Origin of the sequence: Cupriavidus sp. USMAA2-4, assembly GCF_001854305.1 — a bacterium.
Taxonomy (GTDB): Bacteria; Pseudomonadota; Gammaproteobacteria; order Burkholderiales; family Burkholderiaceae; genus Cupriavidus; species Cupriavidus malaysiensis.
This window is the reverse complement of sequence record NZ_CP017748.1, coordinates 427,968-441,684: the sequence shown is the minus strand read 5'-3', so window position 1 is coordinate 441,684 and position 13,717 is coordinate 427,968. Positions and strand designations below refer to the sequence as shown.

Genomic DNA, 13,717 nt, shown 5'->3' with positions numbered 1-13,717 from the left:
TTGCCTGCGAGGGTGAAATCAGTGTTCCTTGCCCGGGTCGCGCGGTGTGATGCCATGCTCCTTCGCATAGGCTGCCGACTTCTCCTTGATCAGGGGACGCAGCAGTTCATGGTCGGCCTTGATCCAGCCGGTCTGCAACACCCATCTGCTCCCGTCCCATTTCTGGATGCGCGCCGCGCCACCGCCTTCGTGGTCATACGGGGTGATGTTGAGCGGCTGCAGCAGACCGTAGAACCCGATTTCCTTCAAGCGCGCATCGTTCACCGCGAGATGCTCCCAGGCCCAGCGGCCCTCCTCGCCATTGAGCGGGCGCGCGCCGAACTTCTTGTACCCGGTGCGCAACGCTTCCACCGCCAATGCGGCATTGACCAGGCCGATGTTGTAGTTGACCGCACCGAAGTACCTGGTGTCGCGCAGGTCACTCTTGCCCTTGTCGAGGATGTGCTGCTTCAATCGTTTGTGGATCTCGAAACCGGTGCCGCCGGGATACGGGGCCAGTGCCTGGTAGCCTTTGGCCGCATCGCCGGCGGGAATCACGTCGGATTCGGAGCCGGCCCAGACGTCGCCGATGATGTGGTCGGCGGGAAAGCCGAAGCGCTGGGCAGTCTTGAGCGCGACGACCGTGGAGACTCCCCAGGTGCGCAGGAAGACCCAGTCAGGCTTGATCTCGCGCACGCGGCGCCATTGCGGCGACTGCTCGTTGCCGGGGTCAGCCACCGGAATCTGGATATTCTCGAAGCCGTACTTCTTGGCCAGCAGTTCCAGGGCTGGCTGGGTGGCGCGGCCATAGGCCGAATCGTGATAGACCGTCACAATCTTCTTGCCCTTCAGCTTATCGAATCCGCCCTCCTTCTGCGCGATGAAGTTGATGCCGGTCGATGCCTGGCTGTAGTAGCTGAACAGCAGCGGGAAAGCGTAGGGGAACACCGTGCCATCGATGGATTCGGTTCGTCCGCCGGCCGGGTCGATCAGCGGAATCTTGTCCGCTGCGGCTTTCTCGATCAGCGCGTAGGTGGCCGGCGTGCCGTGGGTGAAGAAGAAGGCCAGGGGCGAACCGTCCTTGCCTTTCTTGACGCGCTCATAGACCTCCACCGTGCGGTCGGGACTCCACTCGGTCTCGAACTCCTCATACTTTATCTTCACGCCATTGATGCCGCCTTCCACTTCGTTGATGTAGCGGAAATAGTCGAGAGTGCCCGCCCACCACAGCGAACCGCTCGACGCGTAGGGTCCGACGCGGTAGGTCGGCAACGGCACGTACTGCTCCGCGGCGGACAGAGGGGCGGATGCCAGGCCCAGGGCGGCGGCAAGCGTCAGGATCAGCGTCTTTTTCATAAGAAGCATGTCAAAGGATTCCTTGAAGAGGTGTCAGGCGGAACGAAGGTTCAGAAGCGCAGCGGCCAGACCGACAGGCGAGCGCGCCAGTTGTGGAGAAGACGGGCGATGCCTTCCGGCTCCTTGATCAGGAAGCCGATGATCAGCACGCCGAAGATCACCTTCTGGATGTTCTGCAGCAGACCTGCATCCAGCCGCCCGGCGAACAGGCTCTGCGAGACGAAGTCCAGTCCCAGCGGCAGCAGGCTGATGAAGGCCGCGCCGATGAAACTGCCGCCGATGCTGCCGAGCCCGCCGATGATGATGATGAACAGGACCTGGAAGGAGCGCGCCAGGCCGAAGCTCTGCGCACCCGCCGAGCCGAGGTAGGCAAAGGCCCACAGCGCGCCAGCCACGCCCAGGTAGAAGGCGCTGACCGCGAAGGCCAGCACCTTGCTGCGGTTGACGCGGATGCCCGCCACCGCCGCGGCCGTGTCCATGTCGCGGATCGCCATCCAGTCGCGGCCCGTCTGGCTGCGCACCAAGTGGACGGCAGCCCAGGTCAGCAGGCTCACCGTGGCCAGCACCACGTAGTACTTGCCCAGCGGATGGTCGAAGTCCAGGCCGAAGACATCCAGCCGTGGCGCCGAGATGGTGGCCGACGAGCTGTGGTTGTAGAACCACGGGAACTTCAGGAACAACCACTCCAGGAAGAACTGCGCCGCCAGGCTGGTCACCATGAGGTAGAAGCCCTTGATCTTGGCACTGGGCAAGCCGAAGAGCAGCCCGGCCAGCGCTGCGGCCAAGCCGCCCAGCAGCAGCGCGACCGGAAAGCTCAGGTCTGCGCGCAACAGGAAGGCATAGGCGGCGAAGGCCCCGACGGCCATGAAGCCGCCCGACCCGAGCGAAGTCTGCCCCGCATAGCCGGTCAGCAGGTTCAGGCCCAGGCCGGCCAGCGACAGCACGAGGAAGGGCACGACGATCGCGTTGAGCCAGTACTCGCTGCCCAGCCAGGGCACGATGCCGAAAGCCAGCACGAGCAGCGCCACCTGCGGCAGCCGCGCGGGCGCCCTGCCCTTGAGCCGCAAAGGCGCCCCATAGGCGGGATGGATGGAAGGCGTAGTGTCTGTCATAGGGATCTCAGACTCGTTCGATGGCACGTTCGCCGAAGATCCCGGCTGGGCGGATATACAAGAACACCAGCGCCAGGAAGTACGCGAACCACGACGTGATGCCGCCGCCGACATAGGGGCCGATGTAGGCTTCGGCCAGGTTCTCCGCGGCGCCCACGATCAGCCCGCCGGCGATGGCGCCGCCGATCGAGGTGAAGCCGCCGATGATGAGCACCGGCAGGGCCTTGAGCACCACCAGCGACAGCGAGAACTGCACCCCCTGGCGCGCGCCCCACAGCAGCCCGGCCACCAGCCCTGTGAGGCCCGCCGCCGCCCATACGACCTGCCAGATGCGGTGGAGGTTGATGCCGACGGACAAGGCCGCGCGAGTGTTGTCGGCCACCGCGCGCAGCGAGATACCGATGCGCGTCCTGTCGAACAGCAGGGCCAGCACGCCGACCAGCACTGCGGCAGTGATAGCCGCCACCAGGTCGAACTGGCTGATGAGCACGCCGCCGACGAAGACCGGCAGGTCAGCGATGCCCAGGTCCAGCGCATGGACGTTGGCGCCCATCACGCCCTGCGCCACGCCCTCGACCACGTAGGACAGGCCCAGGGTGGCCATGAACAACGTCATCGGGCTGCGGTTGGTCAGCGGTCGCAGCACAAGCTTCTCGATCAGCACCGCCAGCAGCACCAGCGCCGCGATGGTCAGCAGCAGGGCCAGGACGAACGGCACGCTCGACTCCCGCAGCGTGACGAACAGCAGCGCCGAGAACAGCAGGATCGAGCCCTGCGCGAAATTGAACACACCGCTGGCCTTGTAGATCAGCACGAAGCCGATCGCCACCAGCGAATACATGGTCCCCGCCAGCAAGCCGCCGACAAGGGTTTCGAGGAAGAGAAGCATAGTCGTCCACGCCTTTTCAATGCGGCGCGCCCAGGTAGGCGGCAATCACGTCCGGGTTGGCCTGCACCTGTGCCGGCGTGCCGTCGCCCACCTTACGGCCGTAATCCAGCACCACTACGTGGCTCGACAGGTTCATGATCACGCCCACGTCGTGTTCGATCAGTACCACGGTGATACCCAGATCCCGGTTGATGTCGGCGATGAAGCGGCTCATCTCCAGCTTCTCGTCGGCATTCATCCCGGCCATCGGTTCGTCCAGCAGCAGCAGGCGCGGCGCGGACACCAGCGCACGCCCCAGTTCCACACGCTTCTGCACGCCATAGGGCAGGCTGCCCACCAAGGTGTGGCGGCAAACCTGTAGTTCGAGGAACTCCAGCACCGCCTCGGCACGATCCAGGAAGTCGGCCGCCTCGCGCCTTGCACGCGGCAGATGCAAGGCCTGCTCAACCACGCTGCTGCGCGCATAGCGCGACAGTCCCGTCAGCACGTTGTCGCGCACGCTCAGCGTCTTGAACAGCGCGTTGTTCTGGAAGGTCCGTCCGATCCCGCGCCGCGCCGCATCGAGGGGATGCAGCTCGCGAAAGGTCTCGTTCTCGTAGCGGATGTCGCCGGAATCAGGCTTGTAGACGCCGTTGAGCACGTTCAGCAGCGAACTCTTGCCCGCGCCATTCGGACCGATCAAGGCGCAGATCTCGCCACGCGCCACCACGAACGACAGTTGACTGATGGCCTGGACGCCCCGGAACGACAGCGAAATGCCGCGCACTTCCAGAATGGCGTCCGGCGGGGCCGGGCTGGCGATGCCGTCGTTCATGCGGACACCTCCTTGGCAAGCACCGTCGATATCTCGCCCGGACCTTGCCGCACCGGAAGCCCGTGCAGGCGGCTGATGCGGCCCAACAGCCACCGTGCCAGCAAGCCGCCGGGCCGGGCGGCGGCACGCTCTGTCAGCCTGCGCCGCCAGCTTCCCGGCAGCGGCAGGCGGGCCTGCAATTCAGCCTGCAACTGCTGGCGCCGCGCGACCGACACGAGCAGACGCCAAGGCTGGATCTCGCGGCGGTCCCGCGTGGAGGACGCGCTGCTCTCCGGCGCGGCCATGGCGGTACCGCTGTGCAGCCAGTCCGCCAGTACCTGCTCCAGGCCCTGGTGCCATTCCGTGCCCTCGTCCACCCACAGCGCCGCGTGCCCGCGCAGCTTGGCCTGACGGCCGGCGACGGCTGGCGCGGACGCCGGGCCGGCCAGCTCAGCCAGCGGTGCGATGTGCCAGGAGCCGCTGTCATGCGCGACCGACTGCGCCGAATACAAAGGCACCGGCGCGGCGTTGACATGGCCGCTGTCGATCCACTCGGAGATGGTCTTTCGCTCCTGCACGAATGCGTGCGTCGGGGCGGCAGCTCTTAGCCGTTCCTGCAAGGCCGTGCCCTGGGCGTGGCGGTCGATGGCGACCACCGTGGCACCGGCGCCATGCGCAGCCAGGACCAGCAGGATGAGCCGAGGCTCCAGCGCTCCGCTGACAGCCAGCCGGCTCCCCGGCCCCAAGCCTCGGCGCGCGAGCGCGTCGCGCAGTTGCGCCACCGTGCGGGCCACGTCGCTCCAGCGGTAAGCGCCCCAGCGGCCGTGCTGCTTGTGCAGCAATGCCAGTGCCTGCGGTTTCTGCTGCGCCCAACGCTCGACTGCCCGCAGTGCGGCCGGCGGCAGTACCACGCCTTCCGCCACGTCGATATCGCCGTCCCGCCGAGCGGTCTTCAGTGCTATCGTCATCGGCCAGCCTCCCTCCTCAGGACCGGCGCACGCCCGCGCTCCATTGATAGGGCAGCGGGTCGCCGTTCAGGAGGTTGGCGCCCAGAGCGCGCAGCTTGTAGGCCAGGGGATTATGCGCCGCGAGCGTGCGGGCATTGCGCCAGTGGCGGTCATGCGCCAGCGCGCTGCTCGTCAGGGAAGCGCCACCCAGCTCGAAGAAGCGGCTGCTGGCGTCCAGCGCCAGGGAGATCACGACGTCCTGCGCCTGCGCCGCCGCGCGTTCCGCGTTGTCCACCAGTTCCGGGTCCGAGGCACCGCCAGCGATCGCCGCATCCAGCGTCTCGGCCACGGCCAGTACCGCCGCGCGCGCGCCGAAGGCCGCCGCGGAGAGCTTGCCGATGGTTTCCTGCACCAGCGGATCGTCCTTGGGCAGGTCCGCGGGCGCATGGCTGAAGGTACGGGTGCGCGGACGCACCCACGCGATCGCCTCCTGCTCCACCCGCCGCGCGATGCCCGCCAGCGACGCCAGCAGGATCAGCTGCAGGTAGGCCGTGGCCCAGGTGCGGCCGGGCGAGCCGTAGCCCCCTTCCGAGATGTCGTCCTCCCGCACGGGAACATCGACGAAGGTCGAATGGCCGCTGACGGTCAGGCGCTGCCCGAATCCGTCCCAGTCGTCGCGCTGCGTCAGGCCCGGCGCCTCGGCCGGCACCACCACCGTGACACGCTCGCCGTCCCTGTCGGCCGCCACGGCCAGATAATCGGCATACAGCGCGCCCGTGCTGTAGAACTTTTCCCCGTTCAACCGCCACCCCTGCGGCGTGCGGGACACCGCGGTCCTGTATCGCTGCGCTGCGCCCTCGCCCAACTCCGTCGCAGCGCCGCCGAAGAACTTGCCTTCGGCTGCCTTGGCCAGCCATTCCCTTGCCTTTGCGCTGCCTTGCAGCGCCTTCAGGCGCTGCTCTTCCACGAAGACCAGGTGCAGCCGGAAGGCTTGCGGCAGATTGGAGTCCGCCGCCCCCAGGCCGATCAGCAGGTCGAACAACTGGCGGATGGTGGCACCGGCGCCTCCCTGCTCCACGGGCGCGCGCAGGGCGCCGAAGCCTGCCTGCTGCAAGGCCTTGACCTCGTCGAAGGCCAACCGACGATTGCGCTCCCGCTCCACGGCACCGTCTGCCAGGCGGGCGAACAGCGACGCGAAGCGCGACTGCAGAGTCTTATCGCTGACGGCGCTCATAGCGCCTCCCGCGCCGGAAAGCTCTGGGCAGGCACGAAGCGTGAGAGCAGGCTCTCGACCGTTTCGCCGGTTTCCGCCTCGATGTACTTCGTCAAGGCGCCCCTGGTCTGAAGGCTCGCCAGAAGCGCAGGCTCCGACAGCAAGCGGAAGAGCGCCGCCCCGCCCTTGCCTTGGTTCACGGTCGCCGAGGGGAACAAGAGGCCGCCGTGCTCGGCGTACTTCGGATCGCCCAGGAACAGACGGGTCACTTCGGTGGCGCCATAGCCATGGCGTTCCCAGTGGGCGTCGAACTGGTCGGTGATCCACGCCGCGTCGAAGGGCCCTTGGCGCTCGGTGGCGGCGCGCACCAGCGCGGCCACCTGGATCGACACGTTCTGCGCACCCTGCCCGGCCAGCGGATCGACCGCGATCGCCGTATCACCCAGCGCTGCGACGACATGTCCGTTCCTGGTGTACCCGACGGCCTTGCGCACGGTTGGCGTGACGGCGCCCTTGAGCCAGGTGTACGGGTCGCTTTCGATCACCTGGAGCTTGTCGATCTCGGCGGCATCTTCCGGGAAGTAGTCATGGAAGAGCTTCTTGAAGATGGACAGCGCTGAAGCCGAATCCGTGGCCTCGGCAAAGCGCTTCTGCCAATCGCCGCCCGGCTTGGCGAAACCCAGCAGAATCCAGCCCCTCACCCCGTCCTTATGCAGCAGCGGCCCGGTGAAGACTTCACCTTCGGCGCCATGGATGGTGAACAAATTGTGCTTCCACCCGACCTGGCTACGATAGTCGAAGGTCGTCTTGTCATAGTCCAGCCCCCTCACGTTGACCGTCAGCAGATGCCTTTGCGGCGCCTTGTAGACCGTACGGCCTTCATCCACCGGGAACAGATCCGCCAGGCTCTGCTTGCCCGTGGCCACCAGCGTCAGGTCATGGGCGGCGGCAATGGCGTCCAGCGAGTCGGGCGTCACAGCCTCGACGCGGAACTCCCCCCCTTTCCCGATGAAGCGGCCGATCCGGTCATCGGCGCGCAGGCGCACGTCGACCGCCTGCGCCCGGTAGTAGTGGTAGTCGGTGTCGAAGCTCAGCAGCGGACTCTTGTCTTCGTTGTAGGCTCTCACCGAAAAGCCGTCGGCGAAGGAGTCATCGCCGTAGAGGTTCTCGATGATCTGCGCGTCGGCGTCCTGCGACGGCTGCCCGAAATAGATGGCCGTGCCCGTAGCGGCAACGCCGTTGCGCAGGACTTCGCGCGGCTTGTCGCTGTAGAGCGTGACCGCAAAGCCTGCGTTGGCAAATCCAAGAGCGGCACTGGCTCCTGCCAGGCCCGCGCCGACAACGGCGATCTTTCTCTTCTGACTCATGTCGAAATTCCTCCGCTTGGGTGGTTGACCGATGGATTAGCTTGCCGCGCCTTCACGCTTGACGCGCTCGATATCGCGATAGCGGGCTGCCGGATGCGTCTCGGGCAGGTAGGGGCCCTCGCCGAACAATTTCTCGCGCAGCGTGCCGTCTCGATAGGCGCGTGGATAGACGCCCCGCCGCTGCAGCTCCGGCACCAGGTGCTCGACCACATCGGAGAAGGTCTCGTGCGCCACGGCGTAGGCCAGGTTGAAGCCGTCGAGGTCGGTCACCTCCACCCACTGCTGCAGCTGGTCTGCTACAGTGGCTGCCGAGCCCACGAACAGCGGCCCCAGGCCGCCGATGCTGGCCCATCTGGCGAGTTCCTCGATGGTCCAGGTCTTGCCGCCCTCGGCCAGGTGCTCGACCGCCGAGATGATGGCGTTGGTCTCCACCTTGCGCACGCTGTCGTGCGGCGCGTAGCGGCCGAAGTCGATGCCCGTCCAACCCGAAGTCAGCACCAGACCGCCGTCGTAAGAGGCGTATTGCTGGTACTCCTTGAGCTTGGCTTGCGCTTTGGCATCAGTCTCATCGACCACGATAGTCACCAGGGCATAGATCAGCAGCTTGCGCGGATCGCGGCCTGCGGCCGCCGCACGCCGGCGGATGTCGCTCACGTAGTCTCGAGTGGTTTCCTGCGTGGGAGTGGAAATGAAGACGAGTTCAGCGTGCTGCGCCGCGAAGTCCTTGCCGGCATGTGAGGCACCGGCCTGGAACAGCACCGGAGTGCGCTGCGGCGAGGGCTCGCACAGGTGGTAGCCAGGCACCTCGAAGTACTTTCCCTTGTGGCCGATCTCGTGGATCTTCTCCGGGATGGCGAACACGCCCCGTTCACGGTCGCGCACCACGGCGCCCTCCTCCCAGCTGCCCTCGAACAGCTTGTAAAGCACCTCGACGTATTCGTTGGCAACCTCGTAGCGGTTGTCATGGCGTTTCAGGCCACCTTGGCTGATGTTCTTGGCGCCGCTTTCCAGATAAGAGGTGACGATGTTCCAGCCCACCCGCCCCTTGGTGTGGTGGTCTGCCGTCGAGAGCCGGCGCGCGAAGGTGTAGGGATGCTCGAAGGAAGTCGATGCGGTGATGCCGATGCCCAGGTGCTTCGTCGCCTGGGCGATCGGATTGGCCAACTGGAGCGGATCGTTCACCGGGATCTGCACGCCACCCAAGAAAGCATGGTCGTTGTTTCCCTTGTAGACGTCGTAGTAGCCGATCACATCGGCAATGAAGACCGCGTCGAAGATCCCCCGCTCCAGAATGACCGCCAGGTCGCTCCAGTACTCCACGTCCTTGTACTGCCAAGAACGATCGCGCGGATGACGCCACATGCCTGGCGACTGGTGGGCGACACAGTTCATTTCGAACGCGTTGAAGTGGATGGTCTTGCTCATGGCTGCGATGGAAGGGAAGAAGGAGGGGGCTAGTCGCCCGCTGCAACGGCATCGGCTCACCTGTTATCGAAGCCGCGCGGCGAGCCTGCCCGCGGCGAACTGTCGGCAACGATTGTGCAGGTGAGCGCGCCGCAGACCTACCGCGAAATGCGCTCATGCATATGTGCGCAGCGCACAAGTGGTGAAGCCTTTGATTCGCAAGAGAAAAGAAGTGGTTGGCGGCGGCTGGCGGATGTAGCGCCAAGGGCCGAGCGGCACGGCATCGCATCGGCGGCCCGTCGATCTCTGATCAATTTGCTGATCGCCTGCGTTTCCAGGCGCGCTCCGGACGCTGAAGACGTCGTGGGGCGCCTCTGCGGCGTTGCGCCGGCGGCGACGGCCAGATGCACGGGCGAGCCGTCGCCGGGCCATCCACTGCCAGCGCAGTGCGGTCGGAACATGCTGCGGCTAAACGGCCTGGAAGCGGAAGTAAGCGGGTGCCGGAACACAGGAGGAATGAGCGCACCAGGCCAGTCAATCGCCATGACCCGCGGTTCCATGCAGTCGGTGGCATACAGTCCCGGCGCCTTACCGCTGGCACGACGGCGGCGAAGGATTCTCGGGACACATCGCAACGCGTCTGGATGCGCAGGCGATCAGCAAATTGATCAAAGATCGACGGGCCGCCGGCGCCACGCTGAACCGCATTGCTTTTGGCACAACACCCGCAACTCGGTGCCAGCCACTTCTTTCCTCTTGCGAATCAAAGACTTCACTGCTTGTGCGCTGCGCACATATGCATGAGCGCATTTCGCGGTAGGTCCGCGGCGCGCTCGCCTGCACAATCGTTGCCGACAGTTCGCCGCGGGCAGGCTCGCCACGCGGCTTCAATAAAGGTGAGGCCGGCTGATGCCAGCCCAAGGAGCACACGAAATGAGCCGGAGGAAGTTGAAGGTGGTCGCCGTCGCGGGCAGCGTACAGAAGCCCTCGCGCACCCTGGTCCTGGTCGAGGAATTGCTGGCAGGAATCGGTGCGGCCATACCCGTCGATCCGCACGTGATCGAGTTCGGCGCCCTCGCGCCACATCTGGCCGGCGCGCTGTACCGCAGCCAGTTGAGCGCCGCCGTGGAGGCCGAGATCCGCGCCATCGAAGAGGCCGATGTGCTGATCGTTGCCAGCCCGGTCTATCGCGGCTCGTACACCGGCCTGTTCAAGCACCTTTTCGATCTGGTCCATCACGAAGCACTGATCGACGTGCCGGTGCTGCTGGCCGCCACCGGCGGCAGCGATCGCCACGCCCTGGTGATCGACCATCAGTTGCGTCCGCTGTTCAGCTTCTTCCAGGCACGCACGCTCCCCATCGGCGTCTATGCCTCGGAACAGGACTTCGATGGCTATGCGATCCGACACGGCGCCCTGCGCGAGCGCATTGCCCTGGCAGTGGAGCGCGCCTTGCCGTCGCTCGCCGGTGCCACAGTCACCGCCGGTGCCGCGCTGCGCGAGGCCCTGCCCGCCTGAGCCCATCCGGCCACACGTCACCGCTTCGTCAACCCGACCGCATCACGAGGATCACATCATGAGCAACGCTCCCCAAGCAGACGCCATCAAATTCGCCTACTGGGTGCCGAATGTCAGCGGCGGCCTGGTCGTCAGCACGATCGAGCAGCGCACCGACTGGAGTCTCGAATACAACGAGCGGCTGGCCCAGGCGGCCGAGCAGGCCGGCTTCGAGTATGCGCTGAGCCAGATCCGCTTCACCGCGGGCTACGGCGCCGAGTTCCAGCACGAATCGGTATCGTTCAGCCAGGCGATCCTGCACGCCACCACCAAGCTGAAGGTGCTGGCGGCGATCCTGCCAGGACCATGGCACCCGGCGGTGGTGGCCAAGCAGATCGCCACCATCGACCATATCTCGAAGGGCCGCATCGCGATCAACGTGGTCAGCGGCTGGTTCAAGGGAGAGTTCCAGGCCATTGGAGAGCCCTGGCTCGAGCACGATGAGCGCTATCGCCGCTCGAATGAGTTCATCCGCGCCCTCAAGGGCATCTGGACCCAGGACAATTTCACCTTCAAGGGCGACTTCTACCGCTTCAACGACTACACGCTCAGTCCCAAGCCAGTGCAGAAACCGCACCCCGAGATCTTCCAGGGAGGCAGCTCGCGCGCGGCGCGCGATAACGCCGCCAGCGTATCGGACTGGTACTTCACCAATGGCAACACGCCCGAAGGCCTGAAGAAGCAGATCGATGACATCCAGGCCAAGGCCAAGGCCAACGGCCACAAGGTGCGCATCGGCGTCAACGCCTTCGTCATCGCGCGCGACACCGAGGAGGAGGCGCGCCAGGTACTGCAGGACATCATCGACCACGCCCACGTGGAAGCGGTGCACGCCTTCGGCGACGCGGTCGCGCAAGCCGGCAAGGCCTCCCCGGAAGGCGAGGGCAACTGGGCCAAGTCCACGTTCGAGGACCTGGTGCAGTACAACGACGGCTTCCGCACCAACCTGATCGGCACGCCGCGCCAGATCGCCGAGCGCATCGTCGAGCTCAAGTCGATCGGTGTGGACCTGATCCTGACCGGCTTCCTGCACTTCATCGAGGAAGTCGAGTACTTCGGCCAGAAGGTGCTGCCGCTGGTACGCGAGCTGGAGGCCGCCCGCGCCGCGGAGCCCGCCGCCGCCGCTGCCTGAGCCTCCGCCAGGAGCCCTTCTCCCCGCTATCCGTCCCGCGCCCCGTACGGGCGCGCGGACGCGTGCTGCCCGTTCATTGCAGGCGATACCATGTCCCGATCCATGCTCGAACTCCAGGGTGACCCGGCCTGGGCACAGCGGCAGGCCGACGCCGCCGCGGCCGCCGCGCTGTCATCGCAGGCCGCCTGCGCGGCAGGCGCCGGCGGCATCGGCGCCGATGCCCGCAGCGCCACGCTGCCGGCGGCGCTGCGGCTCGACCGCATCGACCTGTCCTTCGGCGGCATCCACGCCCTGCGCGGTGTCGACCTGACGGTGCGGCCGGGTGAGATCCGCGCCATCATCGGCCCGAACGGCGCCGGCAAGAGTTCCCTCGTCAACGTGATCAGCGGCCTGTACCGGCCCGACCGAGGCCGCGTGCAACTGGGCGGGCACGCTTTCTCCCGGGTGCCGACGGCGCGGCTGGCCCGCCTCGGCGTGGCGCGTACCTTCCAGAACCTGGCGCTGTTCCGCGGGCTGAGCGTGCGCGACAACGTCGCCCTCGGGTGGGTGGCCCACGAGCATGCCACGGTGGTGGAGCAGCTTGCCGGACTGGGCCGGGCCCGCCGCGAGCAAGCCGCGGCACACGCGAGCGCCGCGGAGGTGATCGATTTCCTGCAACTGGCCGAGGTACAGGAGCGACTGGCCGGCACCCTGCCCTATGGCCTGCAGAAGCGGGTGGAACTCGCGCGGGCGCTGGTGGCGCAGCCGCGCCTGCTGCTCCTCGACGAACCGCTGGCCGGCATGACCGTCAGCGAGAAAGCGCAGACGGCGCAGTTGGTTCGCGCCATCCGTGATCGCTGGGGCACCACCATCGTGCTGATCGAGCACGACATCGGCATCGTACTGGGCCTGTCCGACCGCGTCGCGGTGCTCGACTACGGCCGCAAGATCGCCGACGGCACACCGGCCGAGGTGCGCGACGACCCGGCCGTGATCGATGCCTACCTGGGCGTGGCACACGACGGCAACGACGACGAGAGCGACGACGAGGACAGCCTCGCCGCCGTGCCGGCACCGGCAGGGAGGGCATGATGGACGGCTTCGACCTTGCCTTCTGCGCCGAGGTGCTGATCGGTGGCCTGTTGTCGGGCGTGATGTACTCGCTGGTCGCGATCGGCTTCGTGCTGATCTACAAGACGTCCGGCGTGCTGAACTTTGCCCAGGGCGCGCAACTGCTGTTCGCGGCGCTGAGCTTCGTCAGCCTGCTCGAGCGCGGCGTGCCGTTCGCGCTCGCGCTCGGATTGACACTGGCCCTGATGCTGCTGCTGGGCCTGGCGATCGAGCGCACGGTGCTGCGCCCGCTGGTCAATCAGCCCCCGATCACCCTGTTCATGGCGACCCTTGGGCTGTCCTACGTGATCGAAGGCGTTGCCCAGCTCGCCTGGGGCACGCAGGTCCACCAGCTCGATCTAGGCATCCCCGACCAGCCGCTGGAGCTCGGCGGCGTGATGATCTCCCGCTTCGACCTGTTCGCGGCCGCCGTCGCGGCGCTGATGGTCGCCTTGCTGTCCGTCTTCTTCCGCTATACGCGCGTCGGGCTTGCCTTCCGCGCCGTGGCCGACGATACCTTCGCGGCCCTTGCGGTGGGCTTGCGCCTGCCGCGCATCTGGGCCACGGTGTGGGCCGCCGCAGGCGTGATCGCACTGGTGGCGGGCCTGCTGTGGGGCGCACGCCTGGGGGTGCAGTTCTCGCTGTCGCTGGTAGTGCTCAAGGCCTTGCCGGTACTGGTCCTGGGTGGCTTCGACTCCATCCTGGGTGCCATCGTCGGCGGCCTGATCGTCGGTGCGCTGGAGAAGCTGGCCGAAGTGTACCTGGGCCCCTTCGTCGGCGGCGGCATCGAGAGCTGGTTCGCGTACGCGGCGGCGTTGATCCTGTTGCTGGTGAAGCCGGGCGGGCTGTTCGGCCAACGGCTGGTGGAGAGGGCCTGAG

The 13,717-nt window shown here is 66.5% G+C and carries 12 protein-coding genes; 4 read left to right on the top strand and 8 right to left on the bottom strand.

Going from position 1 to position 13,717, the window contains the following annotated elements; all coding sequences use genetic code 11:
• Nucleotides 1-18 precede the first annotated feature (18 nt).
• From BKK79_RS02050 to BKK79_RS02015, 8 genes are read right to left on the bottom strand one after another with little or no spacing between them, the layout of a single operon-like run.
• Nucleotides 19-1,344 (bottom strand): ABC transporter substrate-binding protein, encoded by a 1,326-nt coding sequence (locus BKK79_RS02050; RefSeq protein WP_231907901.1) that lies wholly within the window; start codon nt 1,342-1,344, stop codon nt 19-21.
• A gap of 41 nt (nt 1,345-1,385) precedes the next feature.
• Nucleotides 1,386-2,447, bottom strand: a complete 1,062-nt coding sequence (locus BKK79_RS02045; protein WP_071012673.1) for a branched-chain amino acid ABC transporter permease — start codon at nt 2,445-2,447, stop codon at nt 1,386-1,388.
• 7 nt (nt 2,448-2,454) lie between these two features.
• The gene (locus BKK79_RS02040) at nt 2,455-3,336 is read right to left on the bottom strand and encodes a branched-chain amino acid ABC transporter permease (RefSeq protein ID WP_071036961.1); all 882 of its coding nucleotides are present in this window, start codon (nt 3,334-3,336) and stop codon (nt 2,455-2,457) included.
• A 16-nt stretch (nt 3,337-3,352) separates the two neighbouring features.
• Nucleotides 3,353-4,150 (bottom strand): ABC transporter ATP-binding protein, encoded by a 798-nt coding sequence (locus BKK79_RS02035; protein ID WP_071012676.1) that lies wholly within the window; start codon nt 4,148-4,150, stop codon nt 3,353-3,355.
• Nucleotides 4,147-5,097, bottom strand: a complete 951-nt coding sequence (locus BKK79_RS02030) for an AMP-binding protein (protein ID WP_071036960.1) — start codon at nt 5,095-5,097, stop codon at nt 4,147-4,149. Before BKK79_RS02030 ends, BKK79_RS02035 begins: the two co-directional genes overlap by 4 nt.
• 16 nt (nt 5,098-5,113) lie before the next feature.
• Nucleotides 5,114-6,310, bottom strand: a complete 1,197-nt coding sequence (locus BKK79_RS02025; protein ID WP_071036959.1) for an acyl-CoA dehydrogenase family protein — start codon at nt 6,308-6,310, stop codon at nt 5,114-5,116.
• Nucleotides 6,307-7,656 (bottom strand): styrene monooxygenase/indole monooxygenase family protein, encoded by a 1,350-nt coding sequence (locus BKK79_RS02020; protein ID WP_071012681.1) that lies wholly within the window; start codon nt 7,654-7,656, stop codon nt 6,307-6,309. Before BKK79_RS02020 ends, BKK79_RS02025 begins: the two co-directional genes overlap by 4 nt.
• A gap of 36 nt (nt 7,657-7,692) precedes the next feature.
• The gene (locus BKK79_RS02015) at nt 7,693-9,081 is read right to left on the bottom strand and encodes an LLM class flavin-dependent oxidoreductase (RefSeq protein WP_071012683.1); all 1,389 of its coding nucleotides are present in this window, start codon (nt 9,079-9,081) and stop codon (nt 7,693-7,695) included.
• Between the two features lie 912 nt (nt 9,082-9,993).
• On the opposite strand from BKK79_RS02015, the gene msuE reads away from it, so the two are divergent.
• The 4 genes from msuE (at nt 9,994) to BKK79_RS01995 (ending at nt 13,716) form a co-directional block, all read left to right on the top strand.
• Nucleotides 9,994-10,578 (top strand): FMN reductase, encoded by a 585-nt coding sequence (gene msuE, locus BKK79_RS02010; RefSeq protein WP_071012685.1) that lies wholly within the window; start codon nt 9,994-9,996, stop codon nt 10,576-10,578.
• 58 nt (nt 10,579-10,636) lie between these two features.
• A complete protein-coding gene (sfnG, locus tag BKK79_RS02005; protein WP_071012686.1) occupies nt 10,637-11,749 on the top strand; it encodes a dimethylsulfone monooxygenase SfnG in 1,113 nt (370 codons plus the stop codon).
• Between the two features lie 90 nt (nt 11,750-11,839).
• Nucleotides 11,840-12,820, top strand: a complete 981-nt coding sequence (locus BKK79_RS02000) for an ABC transporter ATP-binding protein (protein WP_232346255.1) — start codon at nt 11,840-11,842, stop codon at nt 12,818-12,820.
• Nucleotides 12,820-13,716: a branched-chain amino acid ABC transporter permease gene (locus BKK79_RS01995; RefSeq protein ID WP_071012687.1), complete on the top strand. Its 897-nt coding sequence runs from the start codon at nt 12,820-12,822 to the stop codon at nt 13,714-13,716. The genes BKK79_RS02000 and BKK79_RS01995 overlap by 1 nt, the downstream gene beginning before the upstream one ends.
• The last annotated feature ends 1 nt before the right edge of the window (nt 13,717 follow it).